At 52.8% G+C, this 24,444-nt stretch carries 20 protein-coding genes; 11 read left to right on the forward strand and 9 right to left on the reverse strand.

Annotated elements, in window-relative coordinates:
• Positions 1-9: 9 nt before the first annotated feature.
• A complete protein-coding gene (locus OGX83_RS02670; RefSeq protein ID WP_008786112.1) occupies positions 10-1,032 on the reverse strand; it encodes a zinc-binding alcohol dehydrogenase family protein in 1,023 nt (340 codons plus the stop codon).
• Between the two features lie 137 nt (positions 1,033-1,169).
• Here OGX83_RS02670 and OGX83_RS02675 point away from each other — a divergent pair, with 137 nt between their 5' ends.
• The 3 genes from OGX83_RS02675 to OGX83_RS02685 all read left to right on the forward strand — a co-directional run bounded on the left by OGX83_RS02675 (position 1,170) and on the right by OGX83_RS02685 (position 4,227).
• Positions 1,170-2,084 (forward strand): GntR family transcriptional regulator, encoded by a 915-nt coding sequence (locus tag OGX83_RS02675; RefSeq protein WP_003830023.1) that lies wholly within the window; start codon positions 1,170-1,172, stop codon positions 2,082-2,084.
• A 213-nt stretch (positions 2,085-2,297) separates the two neighbouring features.
• Entirely contained in the window at positions 2,298-3,659 is a 1,362-nt protein-coding gene (locus OGX83_RS02680; protein ID WP_003845612.1) for an MFS transporter, read from the forward strand.
• 52 nt (positions 3,660-3,711) lie between these two features.
• On the forward strand, positions 3,712-4,227 hold the full coding sequence (locus OGX83_RS02685) for a GNAT family N-acetyltransferase (RefSeq protein WP_213752486.1): 516 nt from the start codon (positions 3,712-3,714) through the stop codon (positions 4,225-4,227).
• A gap of 105 nt (positions 4,228-4,332) precedes the next feature.
• Here the strand turns inward: OGX83_RS02685 and tsr are convergent, their stop codons facing one another.
• Positions 4,333-5,994: a methyl-accepting chemotaxis protein gene (gene tsr / locus OGX83_RS02690; protein ID WP_008786110.1), complete on the reverse strand. Its 1,662-nt coding sequence runs from the start codon at positions 5,992-5,994 to the stop codon at positions 4,333-4,335.
• A gap of 364 nt (positions 5,995-6,358) precedes the next feature.
• On the opposite strand from tsr, the gene btsT reads away from it, so the two are divergent.
• The 3 genes from btsT to yjiA are packed head-to-tail and all read left to right on the forward strand — an operon-like array spanning position 6,359 to position 9,723.
• Positions 6,359-8,509 (forward strand): pyruvate/proton symporter BtsT, encoded by a 2,151-nt coding sequence (gene btsT / locus OGX83_RS02695; protein ID WP_003830033.1) that lies wholly within the window; start codon positions 6,359-6,361, stop codon positions 8,507-8,509.
• Positions 8,510-8,559: 50 nt separating this feature from the next.
• Positions 8,560-8,754, forward strand: coding sequence for a YbdD/YjiX family protein (locus OGX83_RS02700; RefSeq protein WP_003830038.1), 195 nt, complete (start codon positions 8,560-8,562; stop codon positions 8,752-8,754).
• 12 nt (positions 8,755-8,766) lie between these two features.
• Positions 8,767-9,723, forward strand: a complete 957-nt coding sequence (yjiA, locus tag OGX83_RS02705; RefSeq protein ID WP_060682792.1) for a GTPase — start codon at positions 8,767-8,769, stop codon at positions 9,721-9,723.
• Positions 9,724-9,838: 115 nt separating this feature from the next.
• On the opposite strand, the gene OGX83_RS02710 is transcribed toward yjiA, so the two are convergent.
• Both OGX83_RS02710 and OGX83_RS02715 read right to left on the reverse strand, forming a co-directional pair.
• On the reverse strand, positions 9,839-10,141 hold the full coding sequence (locus OGX83_RS02710) for a BrnA antitoxin family protein (RefSeq protein WP_128612219.1): 303 nt from the start codon (positions 10,139-10,141) through the stop codon (positions 9,839-9,841).
• On the reverse strand, positions 10,128-10,415 hold the full coding sequence (locus OGX83_RS02715) for a BrnT family toxin (RefSeq protein WP_286587287.1): 288 nt from the start codon (positions 10,413-10,415) through the stop codon (positions 10,128-10,130). Before OGX83_RS02715 ends, OGX83_RS02710 begins: the two co-directional genes overlap by 14 nt.
• A gap of 353 nt (positions 10,416-10,768) precedes the next feature.
• Between OGX83_RS02715 and OGX83_RS02720 the strand changes: the two genes are divergently transcribed.
• From OGX83_RS02720 to OGX83_RS02735, 4 genes are all read left to right on the forward strand, one after another.
• Positions 10,769-13,114 (forward strand): type I restriction-modification system subunit M, encoded by a 2,346-nt coding sequence (locus tag OGX83_RS02720; protein WP_286587288.1) that lies wholly within the window; start codon positions 10,769-10,771, stop codon positions 13,112-13,114.
• Positions 13,114-14,487 (forward strand): restriction endonuclease subunit S, encoded by a 1,374-nt coding sequence (locus tag OGX83_RS02725; protein WP_286587289.1) that lies wholly within the window; start codon positions 13,114-13,116, stop codon positions 14,485-14,487. Before OGX83_RS02720 ends, OGX83_RS02725 begins: the two co-directional genes overlap by 1 nt.
• Positions 14,484-17,741 (forward strand): type I restriction endonuclease subunit R, encoded by a 3,258-nt coding sequence (locus OGX83_RS02730; RefSeq protein ID WP_286587290.1) that lies wholly within the window; start codon positions 14,484-14,486, stop codon positions 17,739-17,741. The genes OGX83_RS02725 and OGX83_RS02730 overlap by 4 nt, the downstream gene beginning before the upstream one ends.
• 69 nt (positions 17,742-17,810) lie before the next feature.
• On the forward strand, positions 17,811-18,734 hold the full coding sequence (locus OGX83_RS02735) for a DUF5655 domain-containing protein (RefSeq protein WP_153753785.1): 924 nt from the start codon (positions 17,811-17,813) through the stop codon (positions 18,732-18,734).
• Positions 18,735-18,909: 175 nt separating this feature from the next.
• On the opposite strand, the gene OGX83_RS02740 is transcribed toward OGX83_RS02735, so the two are convergent.
• The 4 genes from OGX83_RS02740 to OGX83_RS02755 all read right to left on the reverse strand — a co-directional run bounded on the left by OGX83_RS02740 (position 18,910) and on the right by OGX83_RS02755 (position 21,814).
• Positions 18,910-19,974: a DUF2955 domain-containing protein gene (locus OGX83_RS02740; protein WP_286587291.1), complete on the reverse strand. Its 1,065-nt coding sequence runs from the start codon at positions 19,972-19,974 to the stop codon at positions 18,910-18,912.
• Positions 19,964-21,031 carry an HlyD family secretion protein gene (locus tag OGX83_RS02745; protein WP_208744733.1) on the reverse strand — a complete coding sequence of 356 codons (1,068 nt, stop codon included), beginning with the start codon at positions 21,029-21,031 and terminating at the stop codon, positions 19,964-19,966. The genes OGX83_RS02740 and OGX83_RS02745 overlap by 11 nt, the downstream gene beginning before the upstream one ends.
• A gap of 6 nt (positions 21,032-21,037) precedes the next feature.
• Positions 21,038-21,502: a MarR family winged helix-turn-helix transcriptional regulator gene (locus OGX83_RS02750; RefSeq protein WP_008786106.1), complete on the reverse strand. Its 465-nt coding sequence runs from the start codon at positions 21,500-21,502 to the stop codon at positions 21,038-21,040.
• Positions 21,503-21,649: 147 nt separating this feature from the next.
• Positions 21,650-21,814 carry a DUF1127 domain-containing protein gene (locus OGX83_RS02755; protein ID WP_003019180.1) on the reverse strand — a complete coding sequence of 55 codons (165 nt, stop codon included), beginning with the start codon at positions 21,812-21,814 and terminating at the stop codon, positions 21,650-21,652.
• A gap of 177 nt (positions 21,815-21,991) precedes the next feature.
• Between OGX83_RS02755 and OGX83_RS02760 the strand changes: the two genes are divergently transcribed.
• Positions 21,992-23,404: an aminotransferase-like domain-containing protein gene (locus OGX83_RS02760; protein ID WP_103285806.1), complete on the forward strand. Its 1,413-nt coding sequence runs from the start codon at positions 21,992-21,994 to the stop codon at positions 23,402-23,404.
• Positions 23,405-23,455: 51 nt separating this feature from the next.
• Here OGX83_RS02760 and OGX83_RS02765 read toward each other — a convergent pair whose 3' ends face one another.
• A complete protein-coding gene (locus tag OGX83_RS02765; protein ID WP_286587292.1) occupies positions 23,456-24,370 on the reverse strand; it encodes an Rpn family recombination-promoting nuclease/putative transposase in 915 nt (304 codons plus the stop codon).
• Positions 24,371-24,444 lie beyond the last annotated feature (74 nt).

Consider the following 24,444-nt stretch of genomic DNA (forward strand, 5'->3'; position numbering starts at 1 on the left):
TTTCTCCTCTCAGAACGTGATCACGCCTTTAATCAGCTCACGGTTGTTAATCACATCCCGTTCGTAGATTTCTGCCAGTGTGGCAAACGCGTAACGGTGCGTGAGCATCATGTCGGCGGTAAGTTTGCCTTCCGACATCAGACGGCCCACTTTGGCGAAATCTTCCGGCGTGGCGTTGCGACTGCCCATCATGGTGGTCTCTTTCTTGTGGAACTCAGGGTCAGAGAACTGCAAATCGCCTTTGAACAGCCCAACGAAAACGATGCTGCCGCCATGACGAATCAAATTCACCGTGTTATTCATCGCATGCTGATTCCCCGTGGCATCAATAACCTTTTGCGCCAACGAACCGCCAAACTGAGCGCGCAGCTGCGCATCAAAATCTTCAGCGGATGGGTCGATAACCGGGAGTCCCAACCGGGAAGACACGTGCTCCCGGCGTGCTGGACTGGTATCGGCGACCACCACCTGTGCGCCATCGGCTTTGGCAATCGCTGCCGCCCCCAGACCAATCGGACCCGCGCCGACCACCAGCACCTGCTCACTCGGAGCCACCGCCGCCCGGCGTACCGCATGAGCGCTGATAGCGTAAGGCTCAATCAGCGCCGCCGCCTGCGGGTCAATCCCCTGCGCATCCAGCAGGTTGGTCACCGGAACGGACAGATATTCACTGAAACCGCCATCCTGGTGCACGCCAATCACTGAAATCTTCTCGCAGCAGTTGGTGCGCCCGCTCAGGCATGCCGGACACTGCTGGCAGGCCACGTAAGGAATAACCGCCACCTGCTGACCATTTTTCAAATTCTGTATATTCTTACCCAGACCGACAATTTCCCCACATATTTCATGCCCTAATACACGCGGGTAGCTGAAAAAAGGTTGATTGCCACCCCAGGCATGAATATCGGTACCACAAATTCCTACCGACTTAATTTTAATTAATGCTTCACCCTCACCCGGAATAGGTATTTCGCGCTCTTTCCAGACTAATTTTTTAGGTTCCTGGCAAATCAACGTATTCATCGTAGACATGATTCTGCTCTCCTGTTTTTTTGTTGCCTCAGATATCAACGAAAATAAAAAAGACGGAGAAAGCAGAAACACAATCTGTGAATTCCAGCGCATAAAAATGTTTTAAATCGGGTTTTAATAGATAAAAAGGAGAAGCCATGAGCCGTTCGCAGAACTTACGCCACAATGTGATTAACCAGATAATCGATGATATGGCGCGTGGTCATATCCCTTCCCCACTCCCCTCACAAAGCGCACTGGCGGAGATGTACAACATCAGCCGCACCACCGTGCGCCATATGCTGAGCCACTTAGGCGAGTGCGGCGTGCTGACCCAGGTCGGCAGCCACTATGTCATCGTGCGAAAACCCGACCATGACGACGGTTTTGCCTGCACCACCGCCTCCATGACCGAGCAAAACCGGATTTTTGAGCAGGCGTTTTTCACCATGATCAACCAGCGACAGCTGCGTGCAGGCGAGAGCTTCTCCGAACTGCAGCTTGCCAGAGCCGCAGGCGTCAGCCCGGTGGTAGTGCGGGAATATCTTTTAAAATTCGAGCGTTACAACCTGATTAAAAACGAAAAACGCGGTCAGTGGAGCATGAAGCAATTCGATCAGGCCTATGCTGAACAGCTGTTTGAACTCAGAGAGATGCTGGAAACGCATTCTCTGCAGCATTTCCTCAATCTGCCCGATGATGACCCGCGTTGGTTGCAGGCTAAAACGCTGCTGGAGCGCCATCGGATCCTGCGCGACAGCATTGGCAGCAGCTTTCGCATGTTCTCGCAGTTAGATCGTGAGTTCCATGCTTTGCTACTCTCTGCTGCCGATAATGTATTTTTTAATCAATCACTTGAAATCATCTCCGTGATTTTCCACTTCCACTATCAGTGGGATGAGAGCGATCTCAAGCAGCGTAATATCATTGCCATTGATGAGCATATGACCATCCTCAGCGCGCTGATATGCCGCAGCGACCTGGATGCCACCCTCGCGCTCTGTAACCATTTGAATTCAGCCAAACAATCGATGATTCGCTCCATCAACCAGGGTTGTAATGTCGCTCATTAAGTACCGATAAAAAACAGCAAATCATTACCGGGAGCACGATTTTATAAAAATAAAAACGCCTGAAAAATACCTCTTGCCTATGCTCACGCTAAGTCGACTGCATTAAAAACTTTTGTGAGCGGTGATGAGCAAATTGATTCATCACTGGTATTTTTTCAATACTGCACAGTCCTGCTGTGTGAAAAATAAATTATTGAGGTTCAGGAGTCCGGCGTGGAAAAAAATAATATTACCCTCGACCCAAGTTCTTCGTTTGGCACGTCGTCATCTGCGGATATTAATGTTCCGCCTGAGGGCATGGTGCAACGCAGTAGCCGAATTAAACGTATCCAGACCACAGCAATGATTTTATTATTTTTTGCTGCGGTGATTAATTACCTTGACCGTAGCTCACTGTCTGTCGCCAACTTAACGATTCGTGAAGAACTGGGGCTGAGCGCCACGCAAATCGGCGTGCTGCTGTCGGTATTCTCTCTCGCTTACGGTATTGCGCAACTGCCCTGCGGTCCGCTGCTGGACCGCAAAGGTCCGCGCATTATGTTGGGACTGGGGATGTTCTTCTGGTCGCTGTTTCAGGCGATGTCCGGCATGGTGCACAGCTTCACCCAGTTTGTGTTGGTGCGTATCGGAATGGGGATCGGCGAAGCGCCAATGAACCCGTGCGGCGTAAAGGTCATCAACGACTGGTTTAACATCAAAGAGCGCGGCCGCCCGATGGGATTATTCAACGCCGCCTCCACCATCGGGGTTGCCATTAGCCCGCCGATTCTGGCTGCCATGATGCTGGTAATGGGCTGGCGCTGGATGTTCATCACCATTGGCGTGCTGGGTATTTTCCTCGCCATCGGCTGGTACATGCTGTATCGCAACCGCGAGCAAATTGAGCTGAGCGCCACGGAACAAGCGTACCTGAACGCCGGTAGCGTCAATGCCCGCCGCGATCCGCTGAGCTTTGCCGAATGGCGCAGCCTGTTCCGCAACCGTACCATGTGGGGCATGATGCTGGGCTTTAGCGGCATCAACTACACTGCATGGTTATACCTGGCCTGGCTGCCGGGCTACCTGCAAACCTCCTACAACCTGGATTTAAAAAGCACCGGATTAATGGCGGCGATCCCGTTCCTGTTTGGCGCAGCCGGCATGCTGATTAACGGTTTTGTCACCGACTGGCTGGTGAAAGGCGGTATGGCACCGATTAAGAGCCGTAAGATTTGTATTATCGCCGGGATGTTCTGCTCCGCAGCCTTCACCTTCGTCGTGCCGCAGGCCACAACGTCAATGGCCGCCGTGTTACTGATCGGTATGGCGCTGTTCTGTATCCACTTCGCAGGTACCTCGTGCTGGGGTCTGATCCACGTCGCCGTCGCCTCACGTATGACCGCTTCCGTGGGCAGTATCCAGAACTTTGCCAGCTTTATCTGCGCGTCGTTCGCACCGATCGTCACCGGTTTTATTGTTGATACCACCAACTCTTTCCGCCTGGCGCTGATCATCTGCGGCTGCGTCACCATGGTGGGTGCCCTCGCCTACATCTTCCTGGTTCGCCAACCCATCAGCGATCCGCGTAAAGATTAATCCTCCAGATGCCCGATAACACCACGTTTATCGGGCATGTTATGCTCCTCGTATGAACATCACCTTGCGCGCTACTACTCTGGCAGACACTGCCGCTCTTCCCGCCATCGAACGATCTGCGGGGCAACGTTTTTTACGCATCCCCGAACTGGCATGGATTGCTGAAGACCAGATGTTATCCGCTGCTCAGCATCAGGCTTTTGCCGCTGCAGGCATGAGCTGGCTGGCGCAGGTCGATGCGCTTCCGGTCGGTTTTTTGGTTGCCGAAACGCTGGGGTCATCGCTGTTTATTGCTGAACTGTCGCTGCATCTGGAGTGGCAGGGAAAAGGAATTGGCCGCAGATTGATTGAGTATGTTGCCGAACAGGCGCACGCGAAAGGTTATACGTCGCTCACGCTGACCACCTTCCGCGATGTGCCGTGGAATGCGCCATGGTACGCGCGACTGGGATTTGAAATGCTGGCTGACGAGACGCTACCTGCAAAGTTGCGCCAGAAAAGAGAAGAGGAAGCGGCGCATGGACTGGCATTTGAATCGCGCTGCGCCATGCACCTGATGTTGCGCTAATTGCCCGATGGCGGCTACGCCTTATCAGGCCTACGTAACATTCCCGGCAACCACGTAACTTTCCCGTAGGCCGGATAAGCGATAGCGCCATCCGGCATCACAGGCTTAGAACGTTTCCCAGTTATCCCCGGCATCCGTTACCGCGGCTTTGCGCGGCTGGACCGTTGAAACCGGTTTAGCGGCCGCAACGTCACGCGCGCGCTGTTGGTCATGCTGGATACGGAACACGGCAACGGCCTGAGTCAGGCGGCTGGCCTGCTCTTCCAGCGCCGCAGCGGCGGCGGCGGATTCTTCCACCAGCGAGGCGTTCTGCTGCGTCACGCGATCCATCTCGGCAACGGCCAGACCCACCTGGTCAATACCGCGGCTCTGTTCATCAGAAGCAGAGGCGATTTCACCCATGATATCGGTCACGCGGGTTACCGCATTGACGATCTCATCCATGGTTTCACCGGCGCTTTCTACCAGCGTTGAACCAACATCCACGCGGCTGACCGAGTCTTCAATCAGGCTCTTAATCTCGCGCGCGGCCTGCGCACTACGCTGGGCCAGGTTACGCACTTCACCCGCAACCACCGCAAATCCACGGCCCTGCTCACCTGCACGTGCTGCTTCTACCGCGGCGTTGAGTGCCAGAATGTTAGTCTGGAAGGCAATGCCGTCGATGACGCTGATAATGTCGGCGATTTTCTGCGAACTGGACGCGATGTCACGCATGGTTTGCACCACGTTATCCACCACTTTGCCGCCTTTCTGCGCGGTTTCAGAAGCACTCAGCGCCAGATGGCTGGCCTGACGCGCGTTTTCGGCGTTCTGCTTCACGGTCGCCGTCAGCTGTTCCATGCTGGCTGCGGTTTCTTCCAGAGATGCAGCCTGCTGCTCGGTACGGGAGGAGAGATCGTTATTGCCCATCGCAATCTCGCTGGCCCCGCTGTAAATCGCGTTGGCGCCGTTACGCACATCACCCACGGTGTTCATCAGCTCACCCTGCATATGGCGCAGACTTTCCGCCAGCTGTCCAATCTCGTTGGAACCTTCCACCTCAATACGCTTCACCAAATCACCGCTGGCGATATGACGAATGCTGTCGATCAGACGGTTCATTGGGGAGATAAGGGTCAGTTTGATACCAAACCACACCGCAATAATCGCCGCCAGTACGGTAATCAGCACACAAACCAACACCCACATCGCCTGGCTGTAAGAGCTGTTGTTATCTGCCACCGCGATGTCATACAGGCGATCGTTCTGCTGCATGTAGTTGATATATTGCTTCTCAAAACCATCCTGATAGCTCTGTGTCGGTTGATCAAAGAATGCGTTGATCTTCCCGTCACCCAGTAACTGGATCAGCTCCGCCAGCGCACCATGATAGATGTCATAGGTGCGGTTAATCTCCTGGAAAGCGGCTTCGCTTTGGCGTGGATCGCGCGGGAGCGACTCGTAAATCGCCCAATTTTTTTCCGTCAGCTTCAGCGCCGTACTCGCCACCTGCATCAGCTCGGCAACGGTCGCGCCGCTGCCGATATTGCTCTGATCCATCATGTAGCGAATGCCTGCCCGGTTCAGGGTGTTACGCGTTTGCAGCAGCTCAACCCAGGTGGCGTTCAGCGCAGACTGTTGCTGGCGAATGGTTTGCAGAACGGTAAAGTTCTCTTTGTCATTCTTAAGTGAGTTAAAAAACAAGCCGCCCGAGGCGAGCTGTAAAAGGCCAAATAGCGCCAATACCAGCAGTAAGCTGGTAACAATCTTCATTCGTTTTAACATGTTTTCTCTTTCCGCTAGACAGATGTCAGAATTTTCGGCCTGGAAAGGGAAAACTTTATGAAATTTGTGCTAGTTGAATCAATCTCAGCATCGACGATTCGTCGATCCACGCCGTTTGCCAAAGCGCTAAGCGGGTTCATTAGTGATCTCAATCACATAAATTTCCCCGTTCCCCCCGCAGTTTACCGCTCACTGACACTTGGGACCGCTTAAGCTGACATACAACCGCTCACTTATTTACCTTACTTTACGCGCGTAATTCTCTGGCAAGATCCCTCCAACATAGCAGTCAATTTACCTCCTCAAACACAAGATCAAACCCACGCGGCTTCGGCCAATTATTAATTAGATACCAGGTTTTACTATGGATACGAAAAAGATATTCAAGCACATACCCTGGGTGATTCTCGGAATCATCGGTGCATTCTGCCTCTCGGTAGTGGCATTACGTCGGGGTGAACACATTAGTGCCCTGTGGATCGTGGTCGCCTCAGTTTCTGTTTATCTGGTGGCCTATCGTTACTACAGCCTGTACATCGCCCAAAAGGTGATGAAACTTGACCCAACGCGTGCCACGCCGGCGGTCATCAACAATGACGGTCTGAACTACGTTCCAACCAACCGTAACGTCTTGTTTGGTCACCACTTTGCCGCTATCGCAGGTGCTGGTCCGCTGGTTGGGCCGGTACTGGCTGCTCAGATGGGCTACCTGCCTGGTACACTGTGGCTGCTGGCAGGCGTCGTGCTGGCCGGTGCGGTGCAGGACTTCATGGTGCTGTTTATCTCTTCTCGCCGTAACGGTGCATCTCTGGGTGAGATGATCAAAGAAGAGATGGGCCCAATACCGGGAACCATTGCGCTGTTCGGCTGCTTCTTAATCATGATCATCATCCTCGCAGTACTGGCGTTGATCGTGGTGAAAGCGCTGGCAGAAAGCCCGTGGGGTGTGTTCACCGTCTGCTCAACCGTACCTATCGCGTTGTTCATGGGGATCTATATGCGATTCCTGCGACCGGGACGCGTGGGCGAAGTGTCGGTGATTGGTATTGTGCTGCTGGTTGCCTCTATCTACTTCGGCGGCGTGATTGCGCACGACCCGTACTGGGGCCCGGCGCTGACCTTTAAAGACACCACCATTACCTTTACCCTGATCGGCTACGCATTTATCTCTGCGCTGCTGCCGGTATGGCTGATCCTCGCCCCGCGCGACTATCTGGCTACCTTCCTGAAAATCGGCGTTATCGTCGGTCTGGCGGTGGGGATTGTTATCCTCAACCCGGAACTGAAAATGCCGGCAATGACGCAGTACGTTGATGGTACTGGCCCACTGTGGAAAGGCGCTCTGTTCCCGTTCCTGTTCATCACCATCGCGTGTGGTGCGGTATCTGGCTTCCACGCGCTGATTGCTTCCGGTACCACACCGAAGCTGCTGGCCTGTGAAACCGATGCGCGCTTTATCGGTTACGGCGCGATGCTGATGGAATCCTTCGTCGCAATTATGGCGCTGGTTGCCGCGTCTATCATCGAACCAGGTCTGTACTTCGCGATGAACACCCCGCCTGCGGGCCTTGGCATCACCATGCCGAACCTGCATGAAATGAGCGGCGAAAACGCACCGCTGATTATGGCGCAGTTGAAAGACGTCACCGCACATGCGGCAGCGACTGTCAGCTCCTGGGGCTTCGTCATTTCGCCTGAGCAGATCCTGCAAACCGCGAAAGACATCGGTGAACCGTCCGTTCTGAACCGCGCAGGTGGCGCACCGACGCTGGCCGTTGGTATCGCTCACGTGTTCCACAAAGTGCTGCCGATGGCTGATATGGGCTTCTGGTACCACTTCGGTATTCTGTTCGAAGCGCTGTTCATCCTGACCGCACTGGATGCCGGTACCCGTTCTGGCCGCTTTATGCTGCAGGATTTACTGGGTAACTTCGTGCCGTTCCTGAAGAAAACCGACTCCCTGGTTGCGGGTATCATCGGTACTGCGGGCTGCGTAGGCCTGTGGGGTTACCTGCTGTATCAAGGCGTTGTTGACCCGCTGGGCGGCGTTAAGAGCCTGTGGCCGCTGTTCGGTATCTCTAACCAGATGCTGGCTGCCGTGGCACTGGTTCTCGGCACCGTGGTACTGGTTAAAATGCAGCGCACCAAATACATCTGGGTTACCGTTGTTCCGGCTGTATGGCTGCTTATCTGCACCACCTGGGCGCTGGGTCTGAAACTGTTCAGCACCAACCCGCAGATGGAAGGCTTCTTCTTCATGGCGAATCAGTACAAAGAGAAGATTGCTAACGGCGGCGAACTGACCGCTCAGCAGATTGCCAACATGAACCACATCGTCGTCAACAACTACACCAACGCAGGTCTGAGTATTCTGTTCCTGGTGGTGGTGTACAGCATCATTTTCTACGGGTTCCGTACCTGGCAGAAAGCCCGCGCCATCAACGGTCGCTCTGATAAAGAGACACCGTATGTACCGGTGCCGGAAGGCGGCGTGAAGACCTCTTCACATCACTAAGATGTATTCAGCCCCGCTCCGGCGGGGCTTTTCGCTTATCAGGATTGTTTATGTTTGGTACTTTAGGGCAAGCTAAAAAATATCTCGGTCAGGCGGCGAAGATGCTGATTGGCATTCCGGACTACGACAACTATGTCGAGCACATGAAGACCAACCATCCCGATAAGCCGTACATGACCTACGAAGAATTCTTCCGCGAGCGCCAGGAAGCCCGCTACGGTAGCGGCGGAAGCAGTTGCTGTTAGAAGGAGAAGTGAATGACCCCGATTGCAGTTACCCTACTCACCGGTTTTCTTGGCGCGGGTAAAACCACCCTGCTGCGCCATATTCTCAACGAGCAGCACGGTTACAAGATTGCCGTTATCGAAAACGAATTCGGCGAAGTCTCGGTGGACGATCAGCTGATTGGCGATCGCGCCACGCAGATCAAAACCCTGACCAACGGCTGTATTTGCTGTACCCGCTCCAGTGAACTGGAAGACGCATTGTTAGATCTGCTCGACAACCTCGACAAAGGCGCCATCAATTTCGACCGTCTGGTGATCGAGTGCACCGGCATGGCCGACCCCGGCCCGATCATTCAGACCTTTTTCTCCCATGAAGTGATTTGCGAACGCTACCTGCTGGACGGCGTAATTGCGCTGGTTGACGCGGTACATGCCGACGAGCAGATGAACCAGTTCACCATCGCCCAGTCGCAGGTAGGCTACGCAGACCGGATCCTGCTGACCAAAACCGACGTCGCAGGTGAAAGCGAAAAACTGCGTGAGCGCCTGGCGCGCATCAACGCCCGTGCGCCGATTTACACCGTGACACATGGTGATATCGACCTCTCCCTGCTGTTCGATACCAACGGTTTTATGCTGGAAGAGAACGTAGTCAGCGCCAAACCGCGCTTCCACTTTATCGCCGACAAGCAAAACGATATCTCCTCGATCGTCGTCGAGCTGGATTACCCGGTCAACATTAGCGACGTGTCGCGAGTGATGGAAAACCTGCTGCTGGAATCCGCCGAGAAGCTGCTGCGCTACAAAGGTATGCTGTGGATTGAAGGCGAGCCAAACCGCCTGCTGTTCCAGGGCGTCCAGCGCCTGTACAGCGCCGACTGGGACCGCCCGTGGGGCGACGAAACACCGCACAGCCTGCTGGTGTTTATCGGCATTAACCTGCCGGAAGACGAGATCAGAGCTGCGTTTGCGGGATTGAAGAAGTAATCCCCTGCTGAATTGCCCGGAGGCGCTACGCTTACCGGGCCTGGAAATAGCACTTTCCCGTAGGCCGGATAAGGCACAGCCGCCATCCGGCACTCACAGCCCCGGTATATTCTGACTATTTCTTATTTTGCTCGCGCAGCATCGCTTCGCGCAAAATGGCATTCAGCCGCGTCTGGTAACCCTTCCCGGGGCGTTTTAGCCACTCCATCACATCGGCATCAATGCGCACCGATGCTTGCGTTTTCAACGGACGGAAAAACTTACCGCGATTAGCCTCTGACCACTGCTCATCTTCGGTCACGGGAATGTCGCTGTAATCAATATCATCATCCGGTTTATTCGCCAGCGCCTTCAGTTCAGCCTCATGCTGAGCACTCAGCGCGGATACGCTGCCGCGTTTATGTTTAACCATGCTCATAACGATTCCTCTCTTTACTGTCTGCCTTTCTGGCACTGATGATACGAATGACTTCAACGCCACTTTCAAACCTAACGCTATGGGCAACCAAAATAACCACAATGCCATGAACAATACCGATGGTCTGCCACCGATACTCACCGTTCTCATAACGTTCCTGTCTGGACATATGCCGTGGATCGTCGAAAACCAATACTGCGTCCTCAAAGCGAACACCATGTTTACGGTGGTTACTTTGTGCCTTGTTTGCATCCCATTCAAACTCCATTGGCATGTATTTCATTCCTAATTGTATATACAAAAACGTATATACAATTATCTTACGATTATACCTCGGTTGTTGGAAATAGCTTCACAATTAGACGATCAGTGATTGAATTTCGTAGGCCGGATAAGGCGCAGCCGCCATCCGGCATCTTTCCTCAATCATTTATCGCATTCTTGCAGAGCGAGAATGCTGTTTTTCCTCTCTCCTAAAAACATTCATTAAAATGATCTTTAGCGATAAATGATCACTTGAAATTATAAAAACTCGTTATAAATGATCAACTTACAAATTTATGGTAAAAAGGAGACTATCTACCCGAAGAAAAAGTAAGCCTCATCACAGAGGCCAGGAAAGTATTTATGACATCAGGAAATTTCACCCAGACGGCCGCTTTTCTTTGGTCGGTCGCCGACCTGCTGCGCGGCGATTTTAAACAATCACAGTATGGCCGCATTATTCTCCCCTTTACCCTGCTGCGCCGACTGGAGTGTGTACTCGAAGACAGCAAAGAGGCCGTACTTGCTCAGGCAGAAAAAATTAAAGCACTCAATTTGCCGGAAGAAGCGCAAGAGAAGATGCTCCTGCGCGCCGCAGATGGCCTGACGTTCTTTAACACCTCGCCTATGGATCTCAGCAAAATGGGGCAAAACGGCATCAAGGCCAACCTGGAGAAATATGTTCAGTCCTTCTCCACCGATGCCCGTGAGATTTTCGAACACTTCAAGTTCAGCGAGTTTGTCGGCCAACTGGAAGAGGCCAACCTGCTGTATAAAGTGGTACAAAAGTTCTCGAATGCAGATTTAAGCCCGAGCGCCATTTCCAACCATGATATGGGACTGGTGTTTGAAGAGTTAATCCGCCGTTTTGCGGAAGGTTCGAATGAGACAGCCGGTGAGCACTTTACCCCACGTGATATCGTACGCCTGACCACTTCGCTGGTATTCATCGGCGACGACGACGCGCTCACCAAAGACGGTATTATTCGCACCATCTACGACCCAACGGCGGGCACTGGCGGCTTTCTCTCCTCCGGGATGGAATATCTGCACGAGCTGAACCCTAATGCGGTGATGCGCGCTTTTGGCCAGGAGCTAAACCCGGAGTCATACGCCATCTGTAAAGCAGACATGCTGATTAAAGGCCAGGATGTCAGCCGTATCAAACTCGGCAATACGCTTTCAAACGATCAGTTGCCCGCCGAGAAATTCGATTACATGCTCTCCAACCCACCGTTCGGCGTGGACTGGAAAAAGATCGAAGGCGAGATCGGCGACGAGCACGCACAGAAAGGTTTTGACGGACGCTTTGGCCCCGGCCTGCCGCGCGTCTCCGATGGATCGTTGCTGTTCCTGCTGCATTTGATCAGCAAAATGCGCGACGCCCATAGCGGCGGCGGTCGCATTGGTATCATCCTTAACGGTTCCCCGCTGTTTACCGGCGGCGCGGGCAGCGGTGAAAGCGAGATCCGCCGTTACATCCTCGAAGCTGACCTGCTGGAAAGTATCATCGCCCTGCCAACCGATATGTTCTACAACACCGGCATCGCCACCTACGTGTGGATCCTCTCCAACAAGAAAGCGCCGGAGCGCAAAGGCAAAGTCCAACTGATCGACGGCAGCAACCTGTGCGGCAAAATGCGCAAGTCGCTGGGTTCGAAGCGGAATCTGATGGGCGAAGACGATATCCGGCTCATCACCCAAACCTTCGGCGATTTTGAGGCGATAGAGGCCACGACGCTGGTAGCACTGGGACTGGAGAAAGCGCCGGAGCCAAAATCCAGCCGCGGCCGCCAGGCCACCACCGCGAAAAGCGAAGCGCCAAAAACCTTCGCCAGCAAAATCTTCAACAGTACCGATTTCGGCTATCGCCGCCTGACTATTGAGCGCCCGCTGCGCCTGTCCGCGCAGATCAGCGATGAAGCCATTGCCGCATTACGCTTCGCGCCCAAGCCGCTTAACGCGCCGATGGAATGCTTGTATGAAGCATTCGCCCCGCAATGGCAGGCAACAGGCTACGGCGACTTCACCGATCTGGAAACCGAAGCCCGCGCCATTATCAAAGCCGAGTTTGCCGAGCTGAAAGAGAAGCAAATCAAAGATCTGCTCGACGGCAAGCTGTGGCTGGCCCAGCGCGAGTTGATGGAAAAAGCCCGGCATATCCAGGCAGCATTTGGCGACAGACTCGGCGGTATTTCCCATATCAGCAATGACTTCAATCAGTTCCAGATTGACTTAAAAAGCGCGCTTAAAACCGCTGGCGTGAAGCTGGATGCCAAAGAGAACAAGCAGTTTATCGACGCGGTAACCCGCAAAAACCCGGACGCCGAACCGGTGGTGAAGAAGGTATTAAAAGAAGACGCCCAGCCGCTGTACGGCGCGTTTGCCTATCGTGGGCAGGTGGTGGAGTTTGAGCAGGACGGCGACCTGCGGGATAACGAGAACGTGCCGCTCAACCCTGTCGTTTCCACCAGCGATCTGATCGAGGGCTACGTCAAAGCGGAAGTGTTGCCGCACGTTCCCGACGCGTGGATCAACGCCGACAAGCGCGATGCGATCGACGGCGAGATCGGCATTGTCGGCTACGAGATCCCTTTTAACCGCCATTTCTACGTGTATACGCCGCCGCGATCGTTGGAGGAGATTGATGCTGATTTGGATGCGGTAAGCGTCGAGATTATGCAGTTGCTGCGAGAGGTGCATTCCTGATGGCTAAGTATAAGGCGTATTCGGAGTATAGGGATTCTGGGGTGGAATGGTTGGGTAATGTACCTACCAAGTGGTTAATAACTGAATTAAAAAGATACTCTTGGGTTAAAGGGGGATATGCATTTGCGAGTGATTTATTTATTTCTTTTGGTGAACCAGTCATCAGAATCGGAGATATTAGTCAAGATGGTTCGATTAATTTAGCAAACTGCAAATATGTTTCTCGCACTATAGCTAAACAAAGTCAGTCATATATTGTTCAAAACGGTGAACTGCTAATGGCAATGACGGGGGCAACCATTGGGAAGGCTGGCTTTTATGAAAACAAATCTCCTGCTTTAATCAATCAGCGAGTTGGTTTATTTAAAACTTTAGATAAGTTAATGAATTATCGTTTCTTATGGTATACATTAAAAAGTAGTGGCTATCAGGAATATATTAAATTAACAGCTTTTGGCGGTGCTCAACCCAACATAAGCGATGCAGGAATGGTTGGATATAGAACGACTATCCCTTCATTGCAGGAACAAGTTTTCATTGCATCCTTTCTCGACAACGAAACAGCAAAAATCGATAGTCTAATCGAGAAACAACAACAAATCATTGAACTGTTAAAAGAAAAACGTCAGGCAGTGATTAGTCATGCAGTGACCAAAGGGCTAAATCCTGATATGCCGATGAGAGATTCGGGTATTGAGTGGTTGGGGAAAGTACCGCAACATTGGCAATGTACAAAAATAAAATATATAGCAATATTAACGCCTAGAAAATCATCCATTCGTTTTAAATACAATGACAAATGCACATTCATCCCAATGGAAAATTTGAAAAGGAACTCACTTTTTACTGATGAAAACACATTAATAAATAAAGTAATAAACAGCTACACTTACTTTGAGGATAACGATCTCCTTTTAGCAAAGGTAACTCCATGTTTTGAGAATAAAAATATCGCCATTGCAGATGGACTAACTAATGGTATTGGCTTTGGTTCTACAGAAATATATGTTTTAAGAACTACAAAAAAAATTAGAGCAGATTACTTATTGTATCGACTTCAGGAGGACAACTTTATGCGAGCAGCAACAAGTGCAATGACTGGTGCTGGCGGATTAAAACGCGTTCCTTCAGAATTTCTGCTCAATTACCCCATAGCTCTTCCACCACAATCTGAAATTGATAAAATTGTTGAGAGTCTCAGTAAGCAAGAGTCTCACTACAATTTGCTGGAACTGAATGCAATGCAAGGCATCCAACTCCTCAAAGAACGCCGCACCGCCCTTATCTCCGCCGCCGTCACCGGTAAAATCGACGTCCGCAACTGGCGCGCTCCAGACGAGCAAACCACAGCCGAAGCGGAGGCCGCCCAATGACCTCCGACATCACCCGCGAAATCAACCTGCAAAACGACATCATCCACCAGATGTCCGCCAACGGCTGGATTGTCGGCAAAAGCGACGGCTACGATCGCGAACGTGCGCTCTACGTTCAGGACACGCTGCAATTCGTGCAAACCACCCAGCCGCAGGAGTGGGAAAAGTTTGCGAAGGTTTACCCCAACGACACCGATCGCCATTTTCTCGATAATCTGGTCACTCAGCTGCAAAAAGCTGACCTTAACGCTACCGATATGCTGTCGCGCAGTTGGGGCACGCTCGGCGTACTGCGTCATGGTCTGAAAATCCGCAACGCCCGCTTTTTTCTCTGCCAGTTTAAACCGGAGCACACACTCAACCCGGACACCCTCGCGCGCTATCGGCAGAATCTCTGCCGGATCGTGCCGGAGCTGGTCTACAGTCCGTACGCCAGTGCGACCCAAGAAAACGATCTGAAGGCCAAACGCTGGCGTATCGATCTGGTGCTGTTTATCAACGGCCTGCCGGTTGCCACGCTGGAACTGAAGTCCGAGTTTAAGCAGGCGGTACAGAACGCCATCACCCAGTATAAGAAAACCCGCTTACCGAAAGATCCGCTCACCAACAAACCCGAACCGCTGCTGACCTTTAAACGCGGGGCGCTGGTGCACTTCGCCGTCAGCCAGTTCGACGTCTATATGGCGACCAAACTCGCGGGCGACGACACCTTCTTCCTGCCGTTCAACAAAGGCACTAAAGAGGGCGGCGCGGGTAACGAGATCCCGGAAGACGCGGGCCGCTATGCGACCGATTACCTGTGGAACGAGGTGCTGCTGCCGGATAACCTGCTGAAAATCCTCGCCAGCTTTGTGCATCTGCAAATCGAAGAGAAAGAAGACTGGAACGGGCAGAAGTACAAAAAAGAGAGCCTGATCTTCCCGCGCTATCATCAGTGGGACGTGGTCAACAGACTGCTACAGGCCGCGGTGGTCGAGGGCACCGGTAACAAATACCTGATCCAGCACAGCGCCGGTTCCGGCAAGTCGAACTCCATCGCCTGGACCGCGCACCAGCTTTCTCGCCTGTATGATGACAGCGGCGAGAAACGGTTTCACTCGGTCATTGTGGTCACCGACCGCACGGTCCTTGACGATCAGTTGCAGGACACCATCTACCAGTTCGAACATGCCGACGGCGTGGTCGGGCGCATAAATAACAAAGAAGGCGATGGTTCCAAATCGGAAAAGCTGGCCAGCGCGCTGGAACACTCGCAGCCGATTATTATCGTCACCATCCAGACCTTCCCGTTCGTACTGAAAGCGATTGAAAACAGCGTCAGTCTGAAACAACGTAAATATGCGGTGATTGCTGATGAAGCGCACTCGTCGCAAAGCGGATCCACGGCGCGGCAGCTAAAAGAAGTGCTGATGAGTGAAGAGCGGGACGACGACACGGTACTGTCGTCAGAGGACAGCCTCAACGCCACCATTGCTGCACGTCGCAACAGCGGCAACCTGAACTATTATGCGTTCACCGCCACGCCGAAGGCCAAAACGCTGGAGCTTTTTGGTCGCCTCCCGCATCCAGGCGAACCAGCATCGGCCACCAACAAACCGGCGGCATTCCACGTATACACCATGCGTCAGGCCATTGAGGAAGGCTTTATTCTCGATGTACTGAAAAACTACACCAGCTATAAAGTGGCGTATCAGTTGCTGCAAAAGCTGGAAGATAAAGACCGCGAAGTGGACAGCAACCGGGCCAAGGTCAGGCTAAACCAATGGGTGACGCTGCACGATTACAACGTCTCGCAGAAGGTGAAAGTGATCGTCGAGCACTTTCGCAAGCATGTGATGAACCTGCTCGGCGGGCAGGCAAAAGCGATGGTGGTCACCAGCTCACGCAAGGCGGCGGTACGTTACAAACTGGCATTTGATAAGTACATCGCCGAAAACCGTTATACAAAAATCAGCGCCATGGTGGCGTTTTCCGGCGAGGTCGAGTTTCTGGCGAGCGACCATAACAGCGAAGCATTACTGAACCAGAAGTTCACAGAAGCAAACATGAATCCGGGGCTGAAAGGCCGGGATATGCGTAAAGCGTTCGACAGCGATGATTACCAGGTAATGCTGGTCGCCAATAAGTTCCAGACCGGTTTTGACCAGCCTAAGCTGTGCGCCATGTATGTCGATAAAGCGCTCGGTGGCGTCGAGTGCGTCCAGACGCTTTCGCGCCTGAATCGTACCTATCCGGGCAAAGCGGAGTCCGGCACTTTTGTGCTCGATTTTTATAACGATCCGCAGGATATTCTGGATGCTTTCCAGCCCTACTATCAGACCGCCGAGCTGACCGATGTCAGCGCCCCCCAGCAGGTATTTGATCTGTTTGAGAAACTACGTGCCAGCCAGATTTTCCAGTGGAACGAGGTGGATCAGTTCTGCGACGCGTTTTTTACGAAAAACAAATCCAACGCCGCCATCAGTAATATCTGCCGCCCGGCCGTTGAGCGCTGGCAGAAGCGCTACGCCCTCGCTATCGACGCATATCTGACCGCCAAAGAGATGTTCGAAAGAACCAAAAAAACCGGTGATGTGGTGCTGATCACCAATGCCGAAAACAGCTTTAAAGCCTGTAAGCAGGAAAAAGATCGGCTGGAAATTTTCAAGAAGGATCTCGGCAGTTTTGTGCGTTTTTACGAGTTTATGTCGCAGATCGTCGAATACGATGATAAAGATCTGGAAAAACTCAGCCTATTCGCCCGCCATCTACGACCTTTGTTGCACGAACAGCGGCTGGAGGAAGACGAGATCGATCTCAGTAACGTGGAGATGAGCCACTACCGCTTATCGAAGATCCACGAACAGCATTTGAAGCTACAGGAAGATGCTGCGGAATATACGCTCGATCCCAGCAACGACGTGGGTACGGCAAAACCAAAAGACAAGAAAGAGGAATTTCTGTCGCATATTTTGTCGCGCATGAATGAGCTGTTTATCACCGACCATCTGACGGATAAAGATATGCTCAGCAGCGCAATGACCGTGTTTAATAAAATCAGTGAGAATGAAACTGTGATGAAACAAATCAGGAATAACAGTCCCGAGCAGGCGATATTAGGCGATTTTTTCAAGGCGGTGGACGACGCGGTGATGGACAGCGACGAAGCGCGACAAGAATTTATGCTGCAGTATTTATCGAACCCGCAGTGCGCTAAGGGCTTTGCCCGCTTGATGTTTGATATGGCGACGGGTCATTTCGCGTTGCCTGCATAAGGTGTTTATAATGTGCAAGCCGTTCGCGAGTAAGCGATAGCATATGCAGGAAAATAACAGGAAGGATCCATGAGCGATATACAACTGTTCCGCCACTGCGCCGGAAGAGTACAAGAACTACCGGGCAAGGCCGCGGCTGTCGAAAAAGATCTGCAAAGGCTGATTGAATCACATATGGAAACCTTTCTTGGCGTTAGGTTTCTCGACACTGAATACAGTACGGGTAAAACACACCGTGGCCGGATTGATACATTAGGTCTCGATGAAAATAGCTGTCCGGTTATTATCGAATATAAACGACATAGCAATGAAAACGTGATCAATCAGGGCCTATTTTATCTCGACTGGCTACTCGACCACAAAGCGGAGTTTCGCTGGCGGGTGATGGAGAAAATGGGTAAAACTACGGCCGAAGCCATCGATTGGTCAGGCACGCGATTAATCTGTATTGCTGCTGATTTCAATAAATACGATGAACATGCTGTTCAACAAATTAACCGTAATATCAGTCTGATTCGCTACAAGCTATTTTCCAGCGACCTGTTGATGCTGGAACTGGTGAATGCCGTAGTAGAAAATAGCCCTCAGCACGACGTGCAGGACATCCCAGCCAGCAGCAATGGGAAGCGTCATACCCGCACACAGCGCGAACAGCTATCTTCTGCTTCTCCAGCACTACTTTCACTCCACGAGCACCTAAAAAGCTATGTGCTGTCGCTTGGCGATGAAGTCCAATATAAAGAGTTAAAACTCTACGATGCCTTCCGTCGTATCCGTAACTTCCTGTGCGTTGCGGTTTACCCAATAACCGATCCCCACCTTCGCCTATGGCTGAAGATAAGCCCGCAACATGTCCAGTTTGAAGAGGGATTTAGTCGGGATGTGACCAATATTGGTCATTGGGGAACTGGTGATGTGGAACTCATCATTCGTAATGAATACGATCTTGATAAAGCTAAGCTTTTGGTTGAGAAAGCATATCAGGAAAATTAAACGACTTTACCCAATACATCGCCACATTGAACTCCCGTTTTCACCAGATAGGCCAAGCCTCGGACACAGGCAATATTGTTCTGATGCCCGGTGGCGCTACGCTTACCGGGCCTACAAATGGCACTTTCCCGTAGGCCGGATCAGGCGCAGCCGCCATCCGGCACTCACTGCCCACTCACTCGGTAATCACAAACCGCGTCGCGGCAAAGCAGTTCAAAACCCGGTGCACCAGAAATACCATGGTGAGCGTTACCACCAGCGCGACGGTGACGGAAGTGATACGGTACAGATCGCTGAATACCAGGTCCTGATCCGGGTGCAGGTTCTGGCCAAACATAATGCCGATAGTAGTGATACTGGCAAAACCCACGCCCGCGCCGACTTTTTCCATTACGTGCAGGCGGGCGCTGAACGCCAGCCCGAGGCCAATCAGCGGCATCATCAGCAGCATATGGTTGCTGAAATCATAGATAAGCAGCTGCACCAGCAGAATATACAGGCAGGCCAGCACCACGCCGACCACGCGCCAAATCGAGCTGATCACCGCGCCGCGGTAGTGCATCGGAAACAGGATCAAAATGCCGGCCATCAGCGCCGACAGCGAATCACTCAAATCGCAGATCTGGAAGACCACAAAAATCATCGTCGCCACCGTGCCGGAAAGCAGCGATTCATGGCGCACCCGGGCGGCATCTTTCTCAATGCTCGGCGGTGGCTGGCGGGGTTCCACGTCCGGAATCAGATAATGCAGCAGCGCGCTCAGCGCCACCGCCATGACGCAGGCTTCCATATTGGAGAACATCAGCGTATGCCAGTTGGTGGTGGGATAGCTCATAAAGTTGAGCATCGTACTCTGGCACACCACGCCCATCGAACCGAGCAGAAACAGCGGTCCTTTGCTCATAAAACGAAAACGCATCACATACAGGCCGAACACCACCAGTGTCATAACCAGCGGCCACTGTGAAAGATAACCAACGATCAGCACCATTTCGACACAGTTCACCGCCGCGCTGAACATGAACTGTGTTGCCACATGGCGGTTGAATACTGGCACCAGCGACAGCAGCATCAGCGGATAAACCACAAAGAACACGCCGTACTGCACGTTGTAGAAGGTCGAAATACTCAGCGCGATTGTCCCGGCAACGGAGATACGCAGGGTCTGGCGAAAATCATTGGCGGTGTAGACAATATTCCCGTGCGGCGTAAAGACGTGGGCCAGTGTGTTAATAGACATAATGCAGCCAGCTAACGAGGTGGATCTGCGCCCCGGCAAAGGTGCGGGCGAACACGCCCTCGCTGTTATACAGCTGTACCGTGGCGCGCGCCCCGGTCGGTAACGGCGTGTCAAGCGGTTCGTTCAGCGCGACGTGAATGCGCATACGCTGGGCATCGCGCACCCAGCGGGTGGATTGTTCCGGTTGCGACAGCTGGCCATTAACCTGTTCCTGGCCCGCCAGAATACCGGCATCGCTGCTGGTGACGCGGGCAGAGAAAACTTTGCCCGGCATGGCATCGAACACCACGGCGGCATCGGTCTCCACTTTAGTGTGGCGCAGACTTTTCTCGCGAAAGTCGGCCACGATATCGGTCTGATGGCTGACCAGCGCCAGCAGCGGCGTGGCCGCGGTGGCGTAAAGCCCTGGGCTAAGCTGGAGATTACTCACCGTACCGTCGGTCTGGGCATATACTTTGCTCCAGCCGAGGTTCAGTTGCGCCTCTTCCAGCGCGTTACGGTATTTTTGCAGCGTTACGTTACGTTTGTCATCGCGCTCTCCGCGCTGGATCAGCAGGTTCTGAATACTGGCATTCAGCGCCGCCACCGACTGCTCGCTGGTCTGCCAGGCAGTACGCACCTTGTCGAGATCGGATTGCGACACATTTTGCATTGCGCTCAGGCGCTGATAGCGGTCTAAGGTGGTCTTATCGTTGCGGGCGTTGAATTGCGCGGTGCGCAGGTTGGCGCGGGCAGAGACGATCTGCGCATCCAGCTGTTGGTTACTCAGCTTCGCCTGCTCAAGGGCAATTTGCGCAGCCTCGACCTTATTGATAAATGGCGTCGGATCCAGTTCGTACAGCAAATCGCCCTTCTTCACCTGGCTATTATTGTGTACATGCACCTGCGAGACGTAGCCGGAAACGCGTGAGGAAACAGGCGTTACCACGCGCATCACCGTGGAGTCCGGCGTCAGCGGGATCCAGATATCGGCAACGATAAACCAGGCGAATATTACCAGGAAAGCGGCAATACTCACCCTTACCCAACGGGCAAATTTTTGTTCTGGGGTCATCATAGTTTTTTAGATCTTGTTATCTTCTTCGCGGATTGTCCGCAGATTGCAGGCGATTTGATTGAGCGTGGCGCTGAAGGAAGCGAGTTCCGCCTCAGGGATGGTGCAGGTGACGCGATGTTGGTATGTCTCTATCACTCGGTTGAGTTCGTCCAGCCTTGCACGGCCTTGCGCGGTCAGCGCCAGCAGGCGGATGCGTTTGTCATAGGGCGATGTGGAACGCAGCAGATAGCCCTGCTTTTCCAGCTGCGAGAGGGTGCGCATCAGCGGCGGCAGTTCGATGCCCTGCATTTGTGCCAGTTCACTGACTGAGACGTTGTCTCCCAGTTGATACAGTTGCATCAGTACCGTCCAACTGGACTGCGTCAGGCCAGTATCGGTGATGGCAGCATCAATAATGGCCCGCCACTGGCGCACCACCATTGCCATGCGCATCCCCATCGGGCGGCGGGCAAACAGTTCATCTTCAGTCATCTTACTTTCCTCTCATCGCTGAAGAGAAAATAATACTTATCAGGATAAGTATCAAGAAACGGACTAACCAGAAGCATGAATTGATAAATATCGTGAATGTAAAAGAGGCTGGGGCGATAACCCCCAGCCTCTGTCGATGAAAGAAAATCACTCCACCTGATCGCGTCGCAGCCCGACGTCCCGCAGCCGCTCATCGCTCATCTGTTGCAATAGGCGCCGCGTTTGCGCTCGCAGCCGCCACGCCTTGTATGCCCGCCAGATCAGTACAAACCCAATAAACGGCTGTTTTGCTTTATTCTCGTGAAATTCCATACCTTGCCTCCCCACCTTGCCAGAGGCTTTATCTTCACGGATCTGGCCTAAAACAATACAGAATCACAAAGTACTTTTATTTAACATACAGATTGGTTAAAAAGAGTTCTGCATCGCTTTTTTCACGCCAATCTGTACTGATTTTTTAATCTGTATGGTACCCATGAGGGATACAGCATGACGCGTTACCAACATCTGGCCAATCTGCTGGCCGAACGCATTGAGCAAGGGCTGTATCGCCATGGCGAAAAACTGCCCTCGGTTCGCAGCCTGAGCCAGGAGCATGGGGTCAGCATCAGCACCGTCCAGCAGGCGTATCAGACGCTGGAACAGCGCCAGCTGATCACGCCCCAGCCACGTTCCGGTTATTTTGTCGCGCCACAAAAAGCGCAGCCACCCGTGCCACCGATGTCGCGTCCGGTACAGCGTCCGGTCGAAATCACACAGTGGGATCAGGTGCTGGATATGCTAAAGGGCAACGCGGACAAATCGATAATCCCGTTTAGCAGCGGCGTGCCCGATATTAATCAACCCAGCCTGAAGCCGCTGTGGCGCGAACTCAGCCGCGTGGCACAACATAATCTGCGCGCGATACTGGGCTACGATGAAATCTCCGGATGCCGTGAACTTCGTCAGCAGATTGCGCGGCTGATGCTGGACGGCGGTTCGGTGGTCAATGCAGATGATATTGTGATCACCAGCGGCAGTCAGAGCGGAATGTCGCTGGCGCTGCTGACGGTCTGCCAGCCCGGAGATATTGTCGCCGTTGAATCACCGGCCTACTACGGCACGATGCAGCTACTGCGCGGCTTAGGGATCAAGGTGATTGAGATCCCAACCGATCCGGATACCGGGATCAGCATTGAAGCGCTGGAGCTGGCGCTGGATCAGTGGCCGATCAAAGGTGTGCTGCTGGTTCCCAACTGCAACAACCCGCTCGGATTCATTATGCCGGATGCGCGTAAACGGGCGGTGCTCGCCCTCGCCCAGCGTCACGACATCGTCATTTTTGAAGACGATGTGTATGGCGAACTGGCCACAGAGTACCCACGCCCGCGCACGATCCACTCCTGGGACAGCGACGGCCGCGTAATACTCTGCAGTTCGTTTACCAAATCCGTCGCCCCCGGTCTGCGCGTGGGTTGGGTGGTGCCCGGTCGTTATTACAACAAACTGCTGCACATGAAGTACGCCGTCATTGGAACTAACGTTCCCGCTACGCAACTGGCAGCGGCTTCCTTTGTGCGCGAAGGTCATTATCATCGACATATTCGTCGTATGCGCCAGATTTATCAGCGCAATATGGAGATCTACACCTGCTGGGTACGGGAATACTTCCCCTGCGGGATCTGCGTCACCCGACCGAAAGGCGGCTTTATGCTGTGGGTCGAGCTGCCGCTCCAGGTCGATATGGTCTGTGTCGCTAAGCAGCTCTGTCGCCTCAAAATCCAGGTTGCACCGGGTTCTCTGTTCTCCGCATCGGGGAAGTATCGCAACTGTGTGCGCATCAACTGCGCATTGCCGCCAAACGACAAGCATCGGGAAGTAATGCAGAAGCTCGGAGAGGCGGTAAAAACGGCAATAGAGTAGATCGAGCTGCCCGGCGCTTCCGGGCGGGCAATTAGGCAGTTTAAGCTATATCTAATGGCTTAAACCCTGAATATCTTCAGCGGAAAGTCGGGTGATTTTTTGTACCGTGCTGATATCGATGCCATCTGCCAGCATGGTGCGGGCAATACGCAGTGCCTCATCACGTCGCCCCTCTCGAAGCCCTTCCAGCCTGCCTTTTTGTAGTCCTGCCTCATGTAATCTGTCCGCGATCGTCATCAATTGCTCCTTGTGCTGCGGTGAACGTTCGGCAACCCCGCGAATAAACTCACTGAATCGAGGTGCATCGCCAGTTCGTAAAATATAATTAAACAGCGTCTTTATCTGGCTGTCATTAGTCAGTCCGGTAAGTAGCAGGGAAACAATTTGCTCGACCAGCCCCATAAGATCGCGTTGACGGATATGTTTTTGGATTAACTCCAGCAGCGCCATACGTCGATGCTGCACAATTTCGTCATCCGGAATAACCGTAATATCCACCAATGGAAACGCCGCAGCATACAGCTGACGAGCCAGCTTCGGGTTGGCAAACTCATCCAGCCAGCACAGCGAATAAGGGTACGGGCTTTTAGCGCCGTGATAAAACAGCATCGGCACTACCAGCGGCAACTGCTGATGCCCGGCATCTAAATGTTTCTGCATGGCCGCTACCGCATAGCGCATCAGTCTGAATGCCATATGCGCATCCGGTGTGCTTTGGTGTTCAATCACTACATAAATATATCCATCCCCATCCGTCGTTTTCACCGACCACAGCACATCGGAATAGTACGCACGTAAATTCTCTTCGATAAAACTGTCTGACTCGAGTTTAAGCGTCTGAAGATCGCAAAGCTCGCGCAGCGAAGCGGGAAGATGTATTTGCAGAAAATCCCGTGCAGTCTCAGGGTGACGTAAAAATGTTTTAAAAACCGCATCATGCGGTGTTGAAGCGGAAGCTTTGTTCATGGCGATCCTTCACCTGAAAATAAGATGCCATGACTGTAGCGCCGGAAAACCACATCCTCACCTGCAACTTTCTC

Source organism: Citrobacter sp. Cpo074, assembly GCF_030332745.1.
Lineage (GTDB): Bacteria > Pseudomonadota > Gammaproteobacteria > Enterobacterales > Enterobacteriaceae > Citrobacter > Citrobacter portucalensis.

Excerpts from the sequence above, each read along its gene's own strand:
- OGX83_RS02710 (WP_128612219.1), bottom strand. The coding sequence starts at position 10,141 with ATGAGCATGGTTAAACATAAACGCGGCAGCGTATCCGCGCTGAGTGCT.
- OGX83_RS02685 (WP_213752486.1), top strand. The coding sequence starts at position 3,712 with ATGAACATCACCTTGCGCGCTACTACTCTGGCAGACACTGCCGCTCTT.
- OGX83_RS02745 (WP_208744733.1), bottom strand. The coding sequence starts at position 21,031 with ATGATGACCCCAGAACAAAAATTTGCCCGTTGGGTAAGGGTGAGTATT.
- OGX83_RS02670 (WP_008786112.1), bottom strand. The coding sequence starts at position 1,032 with ATGTCTACGATGAATACGTTGATTTGCCAGGAACCTAAAAAATTAGTC.
- yjiA (WP_060682792.1), top strand. The coding sequence starts at position 8,767 with ATGACCCCGATTGCAGTTACCCTACTCACCGGTTTTCTTGGCGCGGGT.
- OGX83_RS02715 (WP_286587287.1), bottom strand. The coding sequence starts at position 10,415 with ATGCCAATGGAGTTTGAATGGGATGCAAACAAGGCACAAAGTAACCAC.
- OGX83_RS02760 (WP_103285806.1), top strand. The coding sequence starts at position 21,992 with ATGACGCGTTACCAACATCTGGCCAATCTGCTGGCCGAACGCATTGAG.
- OGX83_RS02675 (WP_003830023.1), top strand. The coding sequence starts at position 1,170 with ATGAGCCGTTCGCAGAACTTACGCCACAATGTGATTAACCAGATAATC.
- OGX83_RS02700 (WP_003830038.1), top strand. The coding sequence starts at position 8,560 with ATGTTTGGTACTTTAGGGCAAGCTAAAAAATATCTCGGTCAGGCGGCG.
- OGX83_RS02765 (WP_286587292.1), bottom strand. The coding sequence starts at position 24,370 with ATGAACAAAGCTTCCGCTTCAACACCGCATGATGCGGTTTTTAAAACA.
- OGX83_RS02755 (WP_003019180.1), bottom strand. The coding sequence starts at position 21,814 with ATGGAATTTCACGAGAATAAAGCAAAACAGCCGTTTATTGGGTTTGTA.
- OGX83_RS02740 (WP_286587291.1), bottom strand. The coding sequence starts at position 19,974 with ATGTCTATTAACACACTGGCCCACGTCTTTACGCCGCACGGGAATATT.
- tsr (WP_008786110.1), bottom strand. The coding sequence starts at position 5,994 with ATGTTAAAACGAATGAAGATTGTTACCAGCTTACTGCTGGTATTGGCG.
- OGX83_RS02750 (WP_008786106.1), bottom strand. The coding sequence starts at position 21,502 with ATGACTGAAGATGAACTGTTTGCCCGCCGCCCGATGGGGATGCGCATG.
- OGX83_RS02730 (WP_286587290.1), top strand. The coding sequence starts at position 14,484 with ATGACCTCCGACATCACCCGCGAAATCAACCTGCAAAACGACATCATC.
- btsT (WP_003830033.1), top strand. The coding sequence starts at position 6,359 with ATGGATACGAAAAAGATATTCAAGCACATACCCTGGGTGATTCTCGGA.
- OGX83_RS02720 (WP_286587288.1), top strand. The coding sequence starts at position 10,769 with ATGACATCAGGAAATTTCACCCAGACGGCCGCTTTTCTTTGGTCGGTC.
- OGX83_RS02735 (WP_153753785.1), top strand. The coding sequence starts at position 17,811 with ATGAGCGATATACAACTGTTCCGCCACTGCGCCGGAAGAGTACAAGAA.
- OGX83_RS02725 (WP_286587289.1), top strand. The coding sequence starts at position 13,114 with ATGGCTAAGTATAAGGCGTATTCGGAGTATAGGGATTCTGGGGTGGAA.